This window comes from Burkholderia sp. THE68, assembly GCF_009938265.1.
Lineage (GTDB): Bacteria > Pseudomonadota > Gammaproteobacteria > Burkholderiales > Burkholderiaceae > Caballeronia.
Genome location: NZ_AP022317.1, coordinates 390,921 through 408,020, shown reverse-complemented (window position 1 = coordinate 408,020; position 17,100 = coordinate 390,921). Strand labels below are relative to the sequence as shown.

Sequence of the window (17,100 nt, the reverse complement as noted above, 5' to 3'; positions counted from 1 at the left end):
AGCAGTTGTCGTTCGCATTCCCGTTCCTGAAGAAAGGGCAGCGGGACGCGGATGCTGCAGTCAAGTTCACTGACGAGCACGAGATCTACCAACTGTTGGCGGACAGGGAGCCTGGTGGCAGTTTTCTGGTGAGTAAGAACGGGTTTTGGCACGGCGGCATTCACATCACTGAGAATGGCGCGGGCAGCAAGCTCGACTTGAAACAAGGTATCCGGTGTATTGCAGATGGCCACGTCATTGCGTACCGCGTGAATCGGACTTATCCCGTAAGTCAGCTCGGAGGCGTGCAAGCGCCTTACAGCACGGGATTTGCCTTGGTACGCCATACGATGGAGTTTCCAAAAGGCACAAAGCTGACGTTCTATAGCCTGTACATGCATCTTCTGGCGTACGAAGAGTATGAACAAGACGCGACGACGAAAAAGCCGACGTATTGGCCGACGCAGTACAAGGTCACGGAGCATGCGCAAGACAAGCCTGATCCGAGTAGGGTCGGCCAGTTACCGGAAGCGGGTCAGCAAGGCTTGAGGGTGCGTAGCGGTCCGAGGGGCGGTCACAGGGGCGCACATCCACTTGGCATTCTGCCGCAGGGCGCATGTGTGAGCATCGGCGAGCAACAGAAGGGCTGGGGCAAGATCACGGATGTGCATGGAGCGCAACTGTACGCACCCAAGGTCGGCGAAGTGCCGCCTACTTCCGTTGTGGGCGGCTGGATTTTCCTGGGTAACGAGCATGGTGGTCCGGTAGTACAGGGATTCATGCCTGATGATGCCTTCGATCGTGTGACTGTCACCCTCTCATCGTCCAGCAGTGGGAGCGACGCGAACGCTCAAGGCATTCCCGTGAAGGCGGGTGATCTGATAGGGCATCTTGGGCGTTTCGACTCATTGAGTGCGAGTCCGCGTTCAGCGACGCGCATGGTGCACATCGAAGTGTTCTGTGATGAAAGCATCAAGTCGTTCATCGAGCAGGGCAGAAGCTGGGTCGCCTCGCACGGCGCGCACCCGGACGACTGGAAGCCGTTGGGACTTTCTTCCGAGCCGACGCTGTTGCGTATCGCGGAGGGAACGAAGCTGTATCGCAACGCAGAGCAGGAGGGTGCCGCGCCGCCAGTGACGGGTGTGGCGCAGCGGTGGTCATTGGCTGAGCTGGCGCGTGACCCGAACAGGAAGCACCTTGAAGCGACCGCAGATCGCAGCGGGCGCAAGTCGAACTGGTGGCGCGTTGGCAGTGCGGACCAGCGCGGACAGGCGATCGATGGCTGGGTTCGTGAAGAAAACTTCGCGGGGGGAACAGTAACGCGGGAGCTTGCGCAGAAATGGGTGGACTTCGCTTGTCTCGATGGCGCACATGATCCTGCTCATACGATATTTGCGACGACCAGGTCGTGGGTGGATTTTGCCAGCGATGCCAATGTCCCGGGTGCCAAGTCGCGTGCCAAACTCAGCCCGATGATGCAATCGGTTCATCGGACTTTGTTCCCGCAAGGCGATGGAGCCCACGCAGTGGATGACTTGTGCCTGAGTTACGCGGGTGAGTCTGGACATTATCCGTGGCTGATGCAGGCGGCTTCGCGACTGATCGTGAAACATGAAAGCGAGTGGTCCAATCCGCAGAAGTGGCGACAGCTCTATACGGAAATGGAGAAGGGTGCGACGAATCCTCAGTATGAGGAGGAGCAAAAGCGCATTGAGAAGCTGGTGTGGTGGGATGAGGTGAAGGCGAAGGTGCCGGGGTTTCCTGGGTCAGATGTGTTTCATATTCATCCGATAGGATTGGTGGGAAATTTTGCTCGGGCTAGCAGTTGTACTTGCGGATGCTGTTATTTAAACAAGTTCAAAGTTACGCGCATGGGAAATACCTACGGTCCTGTTTACTGGGGAAATCGGCCATTAAACAGTGCGTCTGTGTTCGAAGAAATGGTCGCCAGCGGCGAGATTACTCTCGGGGAAAAGAGAATCTTGATTGCCATGTCGGAAAATGAGGGGAAGTTAGACTCAGTTCAGTCCTATGATAGCGAGATTCTAACTTCAGGAGCCATGCAAAAGACGATCAATCCACAAGGTAAGGGCGAATTTCCGACACAAGTCGCGCTATTCAAATCGACCAACCCGAGCGAATATTTAGAGCTTTTTGAGCAATGCGGTTGGTCGGTTGAAGGGACAGGTAATGGGGCGAGCATGTACTACATTCATCCGTCCTTGACCCAGAACGAAAAAATCACTGGTGCCCGACTTAAAGCTCTCATACGACAAGATTGTAATGCTGATAAATATAATAAGGAGATCGAGAGTATTCCGCTTGCCCCGATCGTTAATGCAATTAACTCGAAAGCATTCGAAAAGAGGCAGCTTATGGATTTTATTGACCGTCTTCGGGACGAGGTCTTGCCAAGGAATCCAAGTAATTACTCTCACCCAATCAGCGCTTATTTCTTATCGGATCTTGGGAGAGCCGTGGCACTCGATCAAAGCGTAAATCGTCCAGCGTATGTTGCACCGGATGTTGGTGCTGCATTGGACAGGTTTTTTGCAAGGCATCCGACTATCTCAAGGGACCCAAGTGGTTGGGGGGGCAACCACGCCCAGTATGAAACTGAGATCGTTGAGGATTATGGGAATCACCGTCGAATGGCGCGGATTAATGGGGTAAGTGTTGCTCCGGCTCGTTACACGCATTTGAGAAGTCAACTCAACTAAGAAGAGCGATCAATGAAACGGTTTTTTCTTGTGGCTGCATTGTCCCTCTGTAGTATCGCGGTGCACGGTGCTACCTATACGGCTCATTTTTCTTCCGGAAGCAGCATTATTTTCAAAGATTCTATGTCTGGTAGAGATTTACGTCTGTTCGGTAGTGGATGGAAAAGTGCGACTTTCTTTGGTTTAACTGGGCAATCGAGAGCACTCTTCCCTCTTGAGAGTCTTAATCGTGGAACTGGGATAGTGTTCGATAACTCGAAAATTCAAGTGTCTGCGACTGGGAGATACGCTGTTCTTAGTGTCCTTCGTGTTGGTATCGTAGATCCGGGCCCGAGCGGCAAGCCTTTTACTGACAGTCGGCAATACTGTCCTGTTGTAGATACAACTTCAGGTTGCATCTTGAGTAATAACACTGGTGATATATGCGGAGGAGTCTGGGATTCGGTGCGTGACGAATGGACCGTATCGAAAGCAGATAACAATTCGACGCAGTCGATGATTGTTTATCAGCTTTCAAATGCGAAGGAAATCTGGAAAGGCTTTTTGTCGGCCAATACGAACTCTCATCGAAATTCCTTAAAAGATGCCGTGAAAGATAATCTTGGTGTCGGTAATATGCTAGCCTGCGAGTCTCTGAATACAGGAAATGTCGATGTATACCGAGCGATCGCTAAAGAATTGAACATTGAAGGAGCGGTAGCTGAAGCAGCTATTTTGTCTAATGCTATTAGCAAATTTGACGGGAAGATGAATGATGGCCACGTTTCAATGACCGTGAATCAAAAAACATCCCTGTTTGACGAGCCAGATTTTAAGTTCATAACAAAATCTTATCTCTTAAAAGGCGATCATGTCAAAATTGTAGGTGGAAAGGGTGATGATTGGGCCTTGATTGAATATACAACTGCAAAAGGAAAAATCTTAACCAAATGGATTCCTTCTAAAGCATTGAATTGAATAACTGGCTCATGATGCACGCATAGCGTCTCTGACAAAGAATGCTTGATCAAATCAATGCGAGCGATTAGACGCTGTCGCCTCAAAAATAGGTATTTAGACGATATTTAGGTAATGTAGAAACAAAGAGATCTGTGCTGTCTATTACTAATGCTTGTCTGGTCAAGTAAGGCATTTTCTACAGTCGGCGATAATGTATCACTTTGTCATGATTTCGAGGAGGTATATTTCAGCTGCAAAGTCGATAAGAAGATTGTATCGGTTTGTGCATCAGGGAATATTTCTCCGGAGAACGGTTATGTCCAGTATCAATATGGAATAAGAGATCGACTCGAACTGCGGTATCCTAATCAGCCATTTCCTCCGAAGGGCCGTCTGAAAATTAGTGAGATTTCGAGGAAAATATACAGTACACGCACCTGAAGTTTCAGCTAAATGGATTTAACTATGTCTTATATCAAGGCTTTCCAAGCGGAGTGTATGTAAAAAAACGTGGGAAAACTGTTTTTAATAAAATTTGTCAGCTAGATGAATACCAGAGGCTGAGCCAGCGGGCCTACCGAGGTATAGAAACCGTCGCTCCAGAAAGTGGAATTGATCAGTGATCCCTTCTTCGTCCTATCGATGACGTCGCGCGGAATTTAAATTTACCAACGGAGGACGATGAGGAGTATAAATGAGGAAATGTCCGTTATTTTTTGCATTGATGATTCAATTCCTATGTTTCGGCGTCACGTGCGCGGAAGGATTGTGTTTAAGCAACGAGAAAGAAATTTTTAATTGTGAATTGCCTCGGTTGAAGATCTCTCTCTGTGAATCGGACGACGGTCATATAGTATAGAGATCGGGTTTGCGAGATAAATTCGCCTGGAAGTATCGGACAAAAGAGAGCGGGTCAAATTATTTAATCTTTCGTCTAGTCACTGGTTGGCGGCGGTGAGACGCATGTGAGGTTCGATCATGGCGGATACACCTACTATATGTTCGATAGGATGATGGTGACAAACGACGGAACCGACTCCAACGCCGGAGTGATTGCATTAAAAAATGGTCGGATAATACTTAATCGCGCATGTTCAAATGACGCATCGGTACGACAAAGAGGTTACGACATTCTGCCGCGAGAAGATTTCAGAGATATCGGAGCGGAGTAGCAAGCGGAGTTTGGGGTTTCGCTCAAAAAGGAGTAGCGTTGGATTAAAGAGCTGGCCTGTACGCGTATAACAAAAATATTTCAATGAAAAATCTAATCTACGAAGGTGATGCCACCAGCCATGGCGGCAAAGTCCTGACCGGCTCAAATCGAATCAAGGTCAAGGGGCGTCGGGCTGCTCGCATCGGAGACATGGTTTCATGCCCAATGCATGGCGATAACCCGCTTGTCGAAGGAAGCCAACGAATCAAAGACGGTACGATTCCGCTCTCGCGTGATGGCGATCACGCGCAATGCGGCGCGTATCTGATTGCGTCCACAAGCGGTGCCTCCGTCCGTTAGCCTGATGCCCATCGATTTCGAGCGTATTCCACCGCGGGTCGACGTGCCCCCGGCACCGCGTCCGTCCGCTCTTCTCTGGGCGGCGTTGTTGTGCCTGGCGCTTTGCATCGGCGTGACGGTAACAGTTTTGTCCTGGACCGACGGAAGTCCCACGAGTAACGCCTGGTTCTGGCTATGCGCGGTGGGCTATCCGGTTCTCGGATGCGGTTTTCTGCTTGTCGCAAGTTTGGCTTACAGGCATACAGCACGGCAGTCGGCACTCGCCCAGAATCGGGTCAGCGAACAGACTGAACAGACGTGTCATACCGCGGCCAGCCGGCCTCTGGCAGTTCACGGATACGGGTGGCGTTTTTCTTCTGACAAGGACTTGAATAGTCTTCAGAGCCTGGTGGATGGGAAAGTCCAATCGGAACTACGCGCGAGTGCGGCGTTTCCTGGCAAAGACGTGAATGCCCGATGGATCGACGTGCCGGACGAACCGTTTTATCCAGGCAATGAGCTTGGCGAACACGCACGTCATTTGGCCGTGTGCGATTGGCTTATTTCGAGCGTTCTGGATGACCTCGCTGAATCATTGAGGAAGTTGCCGGCGCATACGGGGTTGCATGTGCATCTTTGTCTGCAGTCCGGACTTAAGCCGGAACCGGTTGTCGAGCAGTTACGCCGAACGTTGAAAATCCGATATCCGTCGCTTAATTCGACAATCAATCACGAGGAAGCGTTGTCGATCTTCGCGACGGACGCCTGGCTGGATCAAGAGATTGAGAAGACGGTCCATTTGGTCATCGCGATACAGCTCCGCGATGCGATCAGCAAACTCCTCGATGGCGGGGTAGCGGAGGCTGGGACAGCGCTGTTGCTCGGCGATCTGAGATGGTCCAAAGACGCGGGCGCTCCGGCGCTGTGTCTGCACCGTCCGGCGCGAGGCGAGATGGAGGAGGTGGCAAAGCTGATCGGACTTGCCAGTCGTTGGGGATGCGTAGATGCAACGGATCTGGATTCGGTGTGGACTCAAGGGACGTCAGTTGATGGTCTAGGCCAAATACGTCGTGCCGCAAATATTGATGCGGAGATATCGTGGCGGCAGATCGAGGCATCCGTCGGCGACTGCTCGGAGGCCGGTGTATGGCTCGCCGCAGCGCTGGCCGCGGCCAATGCCAATTCGACCTCAAAGCCTCAGTTGATCTTGTGCGCGCAAGGTCATGAATTGATCGCGTTGGTATGCAGGAGGGAAACGTGAAGGCAGTCAAAGAAAATCAAACGGAACAAGCCCCCCTCTGGCTGTTCATTGGCATCGCTATCGTCATCATCTATGTGACGCTTGCGCTGAGTGTGGCGGTGAAGGGGCCGAGCGTCGGCCTGTCGGGCTCCTGGCTGATCATCGCCGAACTCTCGTTGCTATCGCTGTGCCTCGTTCTTCTCCTTTTTGTGAAGTTCATCGAGGGAGCGGTGCTTTGGATTGCTTCTCTGAAGGCGACACGATGGTTTCGTCGCTACGACGAGAACAATCCGAGTCAACTGCGCGCTCGACCAGGCGGAAGCGAGTCATACGCGCTTCTCGAACGCACGCAATCCCTACGCGATGCGCTGCGCGAACGGTATGGCCTGCGCTGGAGATATCGAGCGCGTTGGCTTCTCGTGAGCGGCGAGCATTCGCCGATCGAGAGGCTGGTGCCTGGTCTTTCCGCATCCGGCTGGCAGCTCGTGAACGACGTACTGTTGATAAGTGGAAGCCAGAGCGACGGACAGCCTGGCGCTAACTGGCTCAATGAGCTGCGCAAGCTGCGACGTCGCCGCGCAATCGATGCGATCGTGGTGGTCACGCATGCCGAGGATTCATCAAATAAGCCATTCGATGCCGAGACCGTCGGCCAACGAATTGCGCGACACGCACGCGTCTTGCGGTGGGCCGCGCCTGCGTACTTCGTGAATGTGAAGGAATGTACAGGTGCTCTATCAAGGCACGACGAAACTGTCGGGCATCTGTGGTCGAGCGTACCTTCCGACAAGAAGCACATCGATAGCACACTCGCACGACTCGCCGGTGATCTGTCCGACATCGGTGTCGCGCGTATTTCTTTTGATCCGTATGATCGAATCGCTGCGGAACTGGCTCAACAGATCGAGCAGTTGCGCGCGGCCTTGTCTGATCTCATCGTGCGAGTCGGAAGCTCGCGGATATGGCGGACCGCCGTTCATGGTTTGCTGTTTGCGGCGATTCCCTACGCGCAACAAACGGAGGATGACGAGAAGAGCGACGAGGCGCGCTCGGATCCGCCACGCGCCGTGGTGTCCAATCATGCGCTCTGGAACACCATCGCCGCACACAGCCACAAGGTTTACGGCCGCCGCGTGGGTTTCTCGTGGTCGACCACGGCGGCATGGGCAACGATAGCCGCTGCTGCAATCTGGCTACTCGGATCAATGATCTCGGGCGCGGCCAACCGCACGGCAATGCACGACGCGTCTTCCATGCTCAGCACGGCCGCATCCACGCAAGACCCGACGCAAGCCTTGCTCGCCCTCGACGCACTCGACAAACAACTCGACACGCTCGAAGTTCACCGCAAGGAAGGCGCGCCGTTACACACGCGCTTCGGCCTGAATCACGACGCTGGGCTTTACGACGCACTCTGGCCGGCCTATCAAAAAGCCGCCTCACGCACGCTGATCGAGCCGATCAAAGCCAAGCTCGAAGCGCGGCTCCAGCAACTCGCCTCGCTCTCCGACGCCGAAATCGCCAGCGGCGGCAACACCCAGGTGCAGGCGGCCTATGACACACTCAAAACGTATCTGATGCTGGCCCACCCCGAGCATGCCGACGTCGCGTTCCTGAATGCGCAACTGTTGGCCACCAACGCGCCAGCACGCCCCCGAAACGCATCGGTCACGCAGGGCACCTGGGAAGACGTGCGCGAACACGCGATCGCGTTCTACGCGAGTCATCTGAAGCGCAGTGCGACGGCAGCAATATCGCCGGACGCCGCACTCGTCGCGTCTGCGCGTCAGACGATCATCGGCGTGCGGGGTTTGCAAAATTCGACCGATGCGATCTACCAGCAGATCATCGATGAGGCGAAGCCGAAGTACCCGCCACTGACCCTCGCCACACTTCTGGGGGATCATCCGAGCCGCGGCCTTTTCAACACCACGGCCACCGTCCCCGGCGTGTTCACCCGCGCCGCATGGGACGAGCGCATCCCCAAAGCGATCGATGAAGCGAGCGAGCAACGCACGGTCACCGGGGACTGGGTGCTGTCGGACGCAAAGACCGACAACACCGCGCCCTCGACGCTCAAAGCCGAACTGCGCCAACGCTACTTCGACGACTACGCGCGTGCCTGGGCGCAATTCCTCAACAGCATTCGCTGGCAGAACGCGTCGTCGCTATCGGGCACAGTCGATCAGTTGACGCTGCTGGGCGATCCGCAGCGCTCACCGATTGTCGCGCTGATGAACGCGATCGTCTTCCAGGCGAGCGCGGGCGCATCGACGCAATCGCTCTCGGACAACCTGATCGCCAAGGCGCAGCAGTGGGCGGGCAGAGACGAGAAGGATCCGTCGAAGCAAGCGCAGCCGCAACTCGCCCCGCTCGCCACGGCGTTCGGCCCGATCCTGCGTCTGACGGGCACGGATCTCTCCTTCGCCGCTCCGGCCAATCCAAAGGCCGCCGCACTCGGCGAACTGAGCCTGCCGCGCTATCTGGAACGCGTCACCGCCATGCGCCTCAAAACCCAGCAGATGATGGCCAGCGCCGATCCCGACGCGATGTCGCGCGCGGCCGCGCAAGCGGTACTACAGGGCAAAACCTCGGACATCGCCGACAGCCGCGACTACGCGAGCCGCCTGGCCGCGAGCCTCGGCGAGCAATGGTCGGGTTTCGGTCGGCTTTTTGAAGCGCCGCTCGAGCAGACCTGGCAGGTGGTCGTGCAGCCGGCTTCATCGAGCCTGAACGAAATCTGGCGCACGTCGATTCTGGCAGACTGGAATCGTACGTTCGACGGCCGTTATCCGTTCGCGGACTCGGACAACGACGCGTCGCTGCCCGACATGGCCAACTTCATGCGCATGAACAACGGCGTAATCGCGCAGTTCGTGACTTCGCAACTGGCAGGCGTCATCGAACGGCAGGGGAATCAGTGGGTGGCGGCGCAAGGCGCGGACCACGGCGGCCTCACGCTCGATCCGGCGTTCCTCGCGGCCCTCAACAAGCTCACGCGCGTGTCAGCCGTCCTGTTCCCCTCAGGCGACGCCCGCGTGCGCTTCGAGTTGCGCGGTGTGCCGACGCCGGGCATCACGGACATGAAGCTCGTCTCATCGGGCCAGCAACTGCACTATTTCAACCAGATGGAACAGTGGGTGCCGTTCGAATGGCCAGGCCAGGCGCTGGACAACAACGCGCAGCTTCAGTGGGAAACGGAGGAAGGCGGCCTGCGCTCGACGATGTACTCGCAGGGACGCTTCGCGCTCATTCGACTGATGGAGCGCGCGAAGATCTCGCAGCAGGACAGCGCGCGCTACGTACTGTCGTGGATGCCCGAGCAGGGCGCGGGCCCGGCGCTCTCGGTGCAACTGCGTGCCGAAAGTGGTGCCGGCCCGCTCGACGCGCTGGCGTTGCGGCACTTCACGCTGCCCTCGCGCATCTTCGTGACGAGGACCGCCGCCGAAAAGTCGACGGGACCGAACCCGCCACCGCTGCCCGCGGGCGCGCTCGCCGCCGCGCAGAAAGTCGGCGTGCCGCTGCCGGAGGCGAAGTGATGATGCCGACGAGCCCGCGCTGACGCTTTCATAAGACTAGCCATGAAGAACCCCTACCAAATCGACAGCGATCCGAACCTCGAATCTGACACCCGTCACGACGATCCGGTGCTGGGCTATTACGAAGCCGAGATGCGCTATCTGCGAGAGTCCGGACGTGAGTTCGCACGCGCGCATCCGGATCGGGCGCGCATGCTCAACCTGGACCGCGTCGGCGATCGTGATCCGTATGTCGAGCGGCTCTATGAGGGCTTCGCGTTCCTGACCGGCCGCTTGCTACAGAAGCTCGATGACGAACTTCCGGAACTGACCGAAGGCCTCGTGAGCCTTCTATGGCCGCACTATCTGCGCATGATTCCGTCGCTGTCGGTGGTGGAGTTGATTCCGCTCGGCGAGAAGATGCAGAGCACGATTGCCGTGCCGGCGGGCGTGCCCGTGCGCTCCGCGCCCATTCCGGTTCCCAGGGAAAGCGCCGAAGGCGTGACGCCAGAGACGGTGCAATGTCTCTATCGCACGACGCAAGCCGTGACGCTCCAGCCGATCCAGATCACCCGAGCCGGACCCGCCGTGCGTCATGACGGCAAATCCGTCATCCGCATCGCGTTCGAGCTCGATCACTCCACGCGTCGCGCGGAGACGGACCTGTCGCGCATCCGCCTGCACCTGAGTGCGGAGCAGCCCACGGCTTTCGCGATGCATCTGGCGCTGACGCGTCACGTCGAGTCGATCGAATGGCGCGTGCCGGAAGTGCGCGATGGCGAGGCGCGGCCACTCGCGGGCGTGACCATCGAACCAGCCGGCTTCTCGACGGACGAACGCCTGTGGCCCAAGGCCGATGCCGCCTTCTCGGGCTATCAACTGCTGCTCGAATATTTCACCTTCCGTGAGAAATTCCTCTTCGTCGACATCTGCGGTTTCGACCTGAACCGGCTTCCTGAGGAATCGACCCGCTTCGAGCTGGAGGTCGCGCTGAAGAAGGCCTATCCGTCCGACCAGCGCTTCACCAGGGACAATGTGCGCCTGTTCTGCTCACCGGTCATCAACCTGTTTCAGCTCGATGCGGAACCGGTCACGATCGACCATCACGAAACGGAATACCGCGTGGTGCCGGCGGGATATCAGGGCGGTCACGTCGAGACCTATTCGGTCGATGCGGTCGAGTCATTCGATCACCTTACTTCCGAGCGCTACGAATACGTGCCGTTCGCCACTTTCCGTCATCGCGGCGGCATGCTGCGGCACGAGTTCCCCGAGCGATATTTCCACACGCGCGTGCGTGCAGGACTGGATGGCCTGCACGAAACCTGGCTGATCCTGGGCGGCAACGCGTGGGAGTCGATGGCCGAACTGCCGGAGGAAAGCCTGTCGCTGCGGGTGACCGGCACCAACGGTCTGTTGCCGCGCAAGGGCTTGCGTGAAGCGCGTCTGGATGAACTCGCCGAGAGCACGCCGAACGTCGGTGGCGTGCGCAATCTGATCGCGCCCACGCTGCCGCTCTATCCGCCAACCGGCGATCGCTTCCAGTGGCGGGTGCTGTCGCATCTCGCGCCGAACTTCCTGTCGATGATGAACGCGGAGGTGCTGCGCGGGGCGCTGGCGCTCTACGACTGGACCAACGACGAACTGAACCGCAGGCGCTTGGCGGGCATCCTGCACGTATCGGAGGAACTGCTCGAAGAGATCACAGGCGGCGCGGTGGAGCGGGGCGTGTTGATCGAAGTGACGCTCGATTCGCAAGCATTCTCGGGCGAGGGCGACGTGATGCTCTTCGGAGAACTGCTGCATCGCTTCTTCGAGCTGTACGCCGAGGTGAATCTTTTCACGAAGCTCGCGCTGGTGACGCTGCCGTCGAAGATTCGCATCGAGTGGCCGCGCAGCAAGACGCATCGGGCGCCGCTATGACGCCGGCCGGTTTCCCGAATGTCGAACCGCTGGTCGCCGCACTGCTCGCGCGTGCGCCGCGCATGAACTTCATGCAGTTGTGCCGCTTGTTCGAAGCGAGCGCGCCGCAGCGTGCTGGTTTCGGCGAGCGCGACACGCCCGAACATGAGCCGGTGCGGTTCCGGCCGCGCCCGCGCATGGGCTTCCCGGCGGGCGAGATCGCCGCCGTCGAACTCGATGACATCGATGAGGGCGGATATGGCGCGCCGAGGCCGCCGACGATCCGCACGACTTTCCTGGGCCTCTATGGCGTCGACGCGGTGATGCCTACGCACTACCTCGACGACATCGTCATGCGCGAGGAAGGGCACGAGGCGGTCGAAGCGTTTCTGGACCAGTTCAATCATCGATTCGTGACACTGCTGTATCGGGCGTGGAAGAAGTATCGCTACCCGGAGACCTTTCGACCCGGCGGATCGGACGCGTACTCGAAGAGCCTGCTGTGTCTGGTGGGCTTCGGATGGGGGAACAAGCCCGCGCGCGCGGGCCTGCCCGACTCGCGCATGCTCGCGCTTCTGGGACTGCTGATCCAGCGCACACGCACGCGCGAAGGACTGGCCGGTGTGGTGGCCCTGGGCGCGCCGGGCGTCGATGTGCGCGTCGATGAATTCTGGCCGGTGGCCCGACGCGCAGCACCAGGGCAACCGCTGAGCGCGAAAGCTGCGCCGCCGGCCAGGTCCAGCGGTCTGGGCGGCGGCTACGTGCTCGGCAAGCGCCTGCATTATCGCAGCCGCGCGGTGCGCGTGACGCTCAGGCCGACGAACGCGCAGCAGGCGCAGGACCTGTTGCCCGGCGTGTGGCTGCATCGCGATCTGCTGGCGCTGGTGCGGCTCTATATCGGCACGAAGGCGGATGTGCATTTGCGCATGCAGATGTCCTCGCGCTTCGCGCCGCAGCCGTCAGTGGGCAAGTCACGCACAGCCGTTGCGCCGCGTCTGGGCTGGACCGTCGTGCTGCCCGCTCAGGAAGAGCGCCTGATCACGGTCGAACTGGGCGTTTGCGAATCGTTTCCTGCGCCGCGGCCCAACCCATATCTCGAACCCAACGAATGAGAGGACGAACGATGTTCAAACGTGGCGCAGTGACCAGCGCATTTCTGCCCGTCTTGTTGGGCGGATGCGGCGTCTGGCAGGCGGCCTCCGATGGCACGGCGAACGCCTGGCACGTAATGACCGACTGGCGCGTGAAGGTGGTCGATGTCGACATGAGCGCGCACGCGGACCTGAACCCGGACGCCTCGGGCCATCCGGGCTCGGTCGCGGTGCGCGTCTACCAGTTGAAGGACCGCAAGCGCTTCGATAGCGCATCGTTCAACGATCTCATCCGCCGCGACCAGACCCTGCTCGCACCGGACCTGCAGACGAGCATGGCGACCGTCGTGAACCCCGGCGCATCGGCGAGCGTCTCACAGCCAATGCAAAAAGAGACCGCGTTCATCGCGATCGCAGCCTTCTATGAAACGCCGAACAAAGCGGGCGCGTGGAAGCAGGTGATTGCAGCCAGGAAGTTGCCGGACGATGTGCCGCTCAAGCTGACGCTCGCCGATGGAAAGCTGGAACTGGCGAACGAGGACACGAAGGCAGGCAAGCGCTGACTACCTCCTACCAGGCGCATGGAATTCCCACTTCAATCAAAAACCATAAGCAAAACGAAGCAAACTCAATGAGAATCGATAAACCGCTCTGGCACGAAGGCCTGATACTCACGCAACAGCATTTCCAGCAACAGGAGCGATGGACCGAGTTCGCGCTTCGCCAATTCGCCACGGCCGCGCTGGCGTATCCGTGGGGCACGCTCGATGTCGCCGTCGATGAAGATGCGCTTGCCGCCGGACGCGTCAAACTCTCGCGCCTGAAGCTGCGCTTTCCCGATGGCACGCCGGTCGACAGCACTGTGGCCGACGCGCTGCCGCCCGCACGCGATCTCACACAGGGCGTGAGCTCCGAGCGGCAGAGCGTGACCGTGCTCGCCGCGCTCGCGCTGCCGGATGCCAACGGCAACAATTGCCGCATGGACGAGACGGTGCTGACGCGTCCTCGCCGCTCGTTTCGCGAGTTCGTCAAGGTCACCGACCTGAACGGTACGGATGAGGTGGAAATCGCCGCCGAGCGGCATGCCGTGCGCCTGCTGTTCGACTTCGAGCCGCACGCGGACGACACGGTGTGCGCCGTCGCGCGTCTGACGCGTTCGACGAACGGTCAGTTTCAGCTCGACCCGCGCTTCGTGCCACCATGCTTTACGCTCGCGGCGCACGCACTGCACGCCGAACGCATCAGCCGTATCGCCGATATTCTGCTGGCCAGGAGCTTGACCCTGAGCACGCGCCGCAGCGAGCGCATCGAGCAGGTGGCGGAGTACGGCGTCGCCGACGTGCAACTGTTCTGGCTCCTGCACTGCATTCATGCGGCGTGGCCGAAGTTGCGATATCTAGCATCGAGCCTGAATCAGCCGCCCGAGCGGCTGTACGGCGTGCTCTCGGAACTGGCGAGTGCGTTGATGACGTTCTCGACGGGCAAGCAACTCACCGACATTCCGCTCTACGATCACGGGCGCGCGGATGAAGTGTTCGCGCAACTGGAGTCGATGATTCGCAACCTGCTCGATGCCATCATTCCGTCGCGCGTGGTGTCGATCGGGCTGACCCATCCCAGCACGACGACGTGGACTGGCCAGATTCTCGACGATCGTATCGCCGAGGGCGCGGCCGACTGGTATCTCTCGGTCAACTCGACGCTGCCAGCGTTCGAGCTCATCGAGCGGATTCCGCATCTGTGCAAGATCGGCGCGCCCGATGAGGTCGATCGCATCGTCAATGCGGCGCTGGCGGGCATTGCGCTCAAGGCCGTGCAGCGCGTGCCGGCGGCCATTCCTGTCAGGCTGGACAACCAGTATTTCGCGCTCGACGCCACGAGCCCCGCACACGCGCGCATGCTCGCGGCGCGCGCCTGTCAGATTTATTTGCCGAGTTCGCTGCCGGATGTCTCGCTTGAACTCTACGCGGTGTTGCGTTCATGAGATCGCGTTCATCATTCTTTGTTGGCCTGAGGTGAGCACCGATGCCAACGGGTCCTTCTCTTTACGACATGCTGCTCGGCCAGATCGATGGCGTGCCGATCGGCAATTTCGACGACAGCACGCTCGAGGCGCTGAGCGTCCAGCACAACGTGCGGCGCATCCTGAACACGCGTGCGGGAGCACTCAAGCACCTGCCCGACTATGGCTTGCCGGATCTGACGAACATCTACAAGGCGTTACCGGCGTCATCGCAAGCACTCAAGGAACAGATGGAGGTGACGCTCCTGAAGTACGAGCCGCGCATCCGCGCCATCGACGTGGCGATGATCGACTCGGCCGAGCCCGGGCTTCAGGTGAGCTTCGAGATGACGTGTCACCTGAAGAAGTCGGGGCTGGTGCGCTTCGGCACGTACTTCGTGCCGCCGGGCGTTTTCCGGCTGGAACGACGCGTGCGTTAGGGGAGAACTTGATCTCTTCGTGAGGTCCGACGCGTGCCTCTGACCGATGTACTATCCGTCATGTCACTTTAGCCAACTGACTGACGATGCCCGAACACCTCACACACAGGATCGAGTCGAGCGCGGGAGCCACCGGGTTGCTCTTCGTTGTCGCGTATGCCGCGCTTTCGCTCACAGCGATCCTGCTGGTCGGTCCCTATGGCTGGGACGACGGCGCCATCACCGTCGCCTACGCGCATACATTGGGGCGGCACGGGATCTTTGCGTTGACACCGGCTTCGGTATCGGCCGAAGGTACGTCGAGTCTGCTCATGACAGCGCTGCTGGCGCTGGGCCAATGGCTGCTGCATCCAGACTTTCTTGAGGCGATCAGAGCAGCGCAGCTGCTGTCCTTCATCGCGCTGAGCGCCACCTTGGTGCTCGTGTGGCGCGAGCTTCAACCGTCCCTGCCGAACCCGACGCATCGTCTCGTCGTGGTGTGCCTGCTCGGGCTGCTGCCGACCTGCCAGGCCGAGATCGTCAATGGCATGGAAATGACGATCTTCGCACTGCTGCTGTTTGCGTTCGTGCTCTCCTGGCGCGCGCAATCGACGCTCGCCTATGCGATGTTGCCGCTTCTGCTGCTGACTCGCTACGAGGCGGTGTTTTATCTGGGCTTCGCGCTTGGCTGGATGGTCGTGTTTTGCAAGCAGGATCGACGGCGCGCGGTTCGAATGTGCGTCTGGCTCGTGTTTTGCTTTGTCATCCTTACAATATCGAGATTTTGGTTCTTCGGGTCTCTTTTGCCGAACACCATCCTCGCCAAGCTTCAGGCGCCCTACAGTAAAGAAGGCTGGAGCGGCGTGTTGGAAAAGCTTCGCGGACTCAAGGATTTCCTCTTCGTGAATGCCGCGTTGCTGGCTGGAATGTACATGAGCCGGAAGGGCGGCGAGGGGCGTCGTCTCGATCCGATGCCTGTACTTCTGATATTGGCCTTCGGCGTATTCGCACTCGTATCGGGAAGAAACTGGGGCTATACCGGGCGAATGTTCCTGGCGGTGCCACCCCTTTTCGTATTGACTCTCGCTGAACGTTTTGCCGATACGCGTCGACCACGTGTGTTGCACGGTCTTTTGCTGTGCCTTGCCGGAACCTTCCTGTTCAACCTTGCAGTGCTGCGCGACAACGTCGAAACCGTCATCCTCGGTGCGGCGATGCGTGGCGCTTTGCCGGCCTCACTGAACTCCACGGGCGGCACGGTGCGAGAAAGAGTGTGGCACGATTTCCCCGGTGACTGGCGGGGTATTACGCCAGCGAACTACGCGATGACGGGCGCTTCGGTCGATCGCCTGCGCAAGCATCTCGGGCAACCGACGCTCAAGTTCATGACGCCGGACGTTGGCGGGGCCGCATTGTGCTGCCAGCATCTGGACATTCTGGATTCGGGGCTGTTGACCAACCCGTCGCTGGCGCGCAGCGGGTACGCAGGGCTCGCGGACTATCTGAGCAAGGAGCGCCCCGAAGTCATCGAAACGCATGGCTTGTGGAGCAGCGTCAGCGACATATACTCCGTCGCCGAATTCAGGACGAACTATCTGCCCGCGGTTCACGACGGGACGCTTCTCTGGCTGCGTCATGACGTCCTGCGGCGCTTGATGGCGGGCGGCATGGCGGCCGATTCCGTTCGTCCGGACAAGCTGCTCGAAATTCGTTATCTGGGAAACAGCGCAGACGTTCCGTATCTGATGCGATTTCCTGCCGTGACAGTGCTCGGCCGATAAACCTCAAGGAGAATTAC

11 protein-coding genes are annotated in these 17,100 nt (G+C 58.6%); all 11 read left to right on the top strand.

What is annotated here, in order from left to right:
* The first annotated feature begins 5 nt into the window (after positions 1-5).
* The 11 genes from BTHE68_RS23155 to BTHE68_RS23105 all read left to right on the top strand — a co-directional run bounded on the left by BTHE68_RS23155 (position 6) and on the right by BTHE68_RS23105 (position 17,083).
* Positions 6-2,699: a hypothetical protein gene (locus BTHE68_RS23155; protein ID WP_162068637.1), complete on the top strand. Its 2,694-nt coding sequence runs from the start codon at positions 6-8 to the stop codon at positions 2,697-2,699.
* A 12-nt stretch (positions 2,700-2,711) separates the two neighbouring features.
* Positions 2,712-3,656, top strand: coding sequence for a hypothetical protein (locus BTHE68_RS23150; RefSeq protein WP_162068636.1), 945 nt, complete (start codon positions 2,712-2,714; stop codon positions 3,654-3,656).
* 1,237 nt (positions 3,657-4,893) lie between these two features.
* On the top strand, positions 4,894-5,151 hold the full coding sequence (locus BTHE68_RS23145) for a PAAR domain-containing protein (RefSeq protein WP_162068635.1): 258 nt from the start codon (positions 4,894-4,896) through the stop codon (positions 5,149-5,151).
* 4 nt (positions 5,152-5,155) lie between these two features.
* On the top strand, positions 5,156-6,391 hold the full coding sequence (locus BTHE68_RS23140) for a KPHS_23130 family T6SS system protein (RefSeq protein ID WP_162068634.1): 1,236 nt from the start codon (positions 5,156-5,158) through the stop codon (positions 6,389-6,391).
* A complete protein-coding gene (locus BTHE68_RS23135) occupies positions 6,373-9,909 on the top strand; it encodes an ImcF-related family protein (RefSeq protein WP_162068633.1) in 3,537 nt (1,178 codons plus the stop codon). The genes BTHE68_RS23140 and BTHE68_RS23135 overlap by 19 nt, the downstream gene beginning before the upstream one ends.
* A gap of 42 nt (positions 9,910-9,951) precedes the next feature.
* Positions 9,952-11,811, top strand: a complete 1,860-nt coding sequence (tssF, locus tag BTHE68_RS23130) for a type VI secretion system baseplate subunit TssF (RefSeq protein WP_162068632.1) — start codon at positions 9,952-9,954, stop codon at positions 11,809-11,811.
* A complete protein-coding gene (tssG, locus tag BTHE68_RS23125; protein WP_162069156.1) occupies positions 11,808-12,902 on the top strand; it encodes a type VI secretion system baseplate subunit TssG in 1,095 nt (364 codons plus the stop codon). The genes tssF and tssG overlap by 4 nt, the downstream gene beginning before the upstream one ends.
* An 11-nt stretch (positions 12,903-12,913) precedes the next feature.
* Entirely contained in the window at positions 12,914-13,444 is a 531-nt protein-coding gene (gene tssJ / locus BTHE68_RS23120) for a type VI secretion system lipoprotein TssJ (protein ID WP_162068631.1), read from the top strand.
* 68 nt (positions 13,445-13,512) lie between these two features.
* Positions 13,513-14,865: a type VI secretion system baseplate subunit TssK gene (tssK, locus tag BTHE68_RS23115; RefSeq protein ID WP_162068630.1), complete on the top strand. Its 1,353-nt coding sequence runs from the start codon at positions 13,513-13,515 to the stop codon at positions 14,863-14,865.
* 41 nt (positions 14,866-14,906) lie between these two features.
* Positions 14,907-15,323, top strand: coding sequence for a type VI secretion system baseplate subunit TssE (tssE, locus tag BTHE68_RS23110; RefSeq protein ID WP_162068629.1), 417 nt, complete (start codon positions 14,907-14,909; stop codon positions 15,321-15,323).
* Between the two features lie 86 nt (positions 15,324-15,409).
* Entirely contained in the window at positions 15,410-17,083 is a 1,674-nt protein-coding gene (locus tag BTHE68_RS23105) for a hypothetical protein (RefSeq protein WP_162068628.1), read from the top strand.
* Positions 17,084-17,100: the final 17 nt, after the last annotated feature.

Coding starts and splice junctions, on each gene's coding strand:
- BTHE68_RS23145 (WP_162068635.1), top strand. CDS start 4,894: ATGAAAAATCTAATCTACGAAGGTGATGCCACCAGCCATGGCGGCAAA.
- tssG (WP_162069156.1), top strand. CDS start 11,808: ATGACGCCGGCCGGTTTCCCGAATGTCGAACCGCTGGTCGCCGCACTG.
- BTHE68_RS23105 (WP_162068628.1), top strand. CDS start 15,410: ATGCCCGAACACCTCACACACAGGATCGAGTCGAGCGCGGGAGCCACC.
- BTHE68_RS23140 (WP_162068634.1), top strand. CDS start 5,156: ATGCCCATCGATTTCGAGCGTATTCCACCGCGGGTCGACGTGCCCCCG.
- BTHE68_RS23150 (WP_162068636.1), top strand. CDS start 2,712: ATGAAACGGTTTTTTCTTGTGGCTGCATTGTCCCTCTGTAGTATCGCG.
- tssE (WP_162068629.1), top strand. CDS start 14,907: ATGCCAACGGGTCCTTCTCTTTACGACATGCTGCTCGGCCAGATCGAT.
- tssK (WP_162068630.1), top strand. CDS start 13,513: ATGAGAATCGATAAACCGCTCTGGCACGAAGGCCTGATACTCACGCAA.
- tssF (WP_162068632.1), top strand. CDS start 9,952: ATGAAGAACCCCTACCAAATCGACAGCGATCCGAACCTCGAATCTGAC.
- BTHE68_RS23135 (WP_162068633.1), top strand. CDS start 6,373: ATGCAGGAGGGAAACGTGAAGGCAGTCAAAGAAAATCAAACGGAACAA.
- tssJ (WP_162068631.1), top strand. CDS start 12,914: ATGTTCAAACGTGGCGCAGTGACCAGCGCATTTCTGCCCGTCTTGTTG.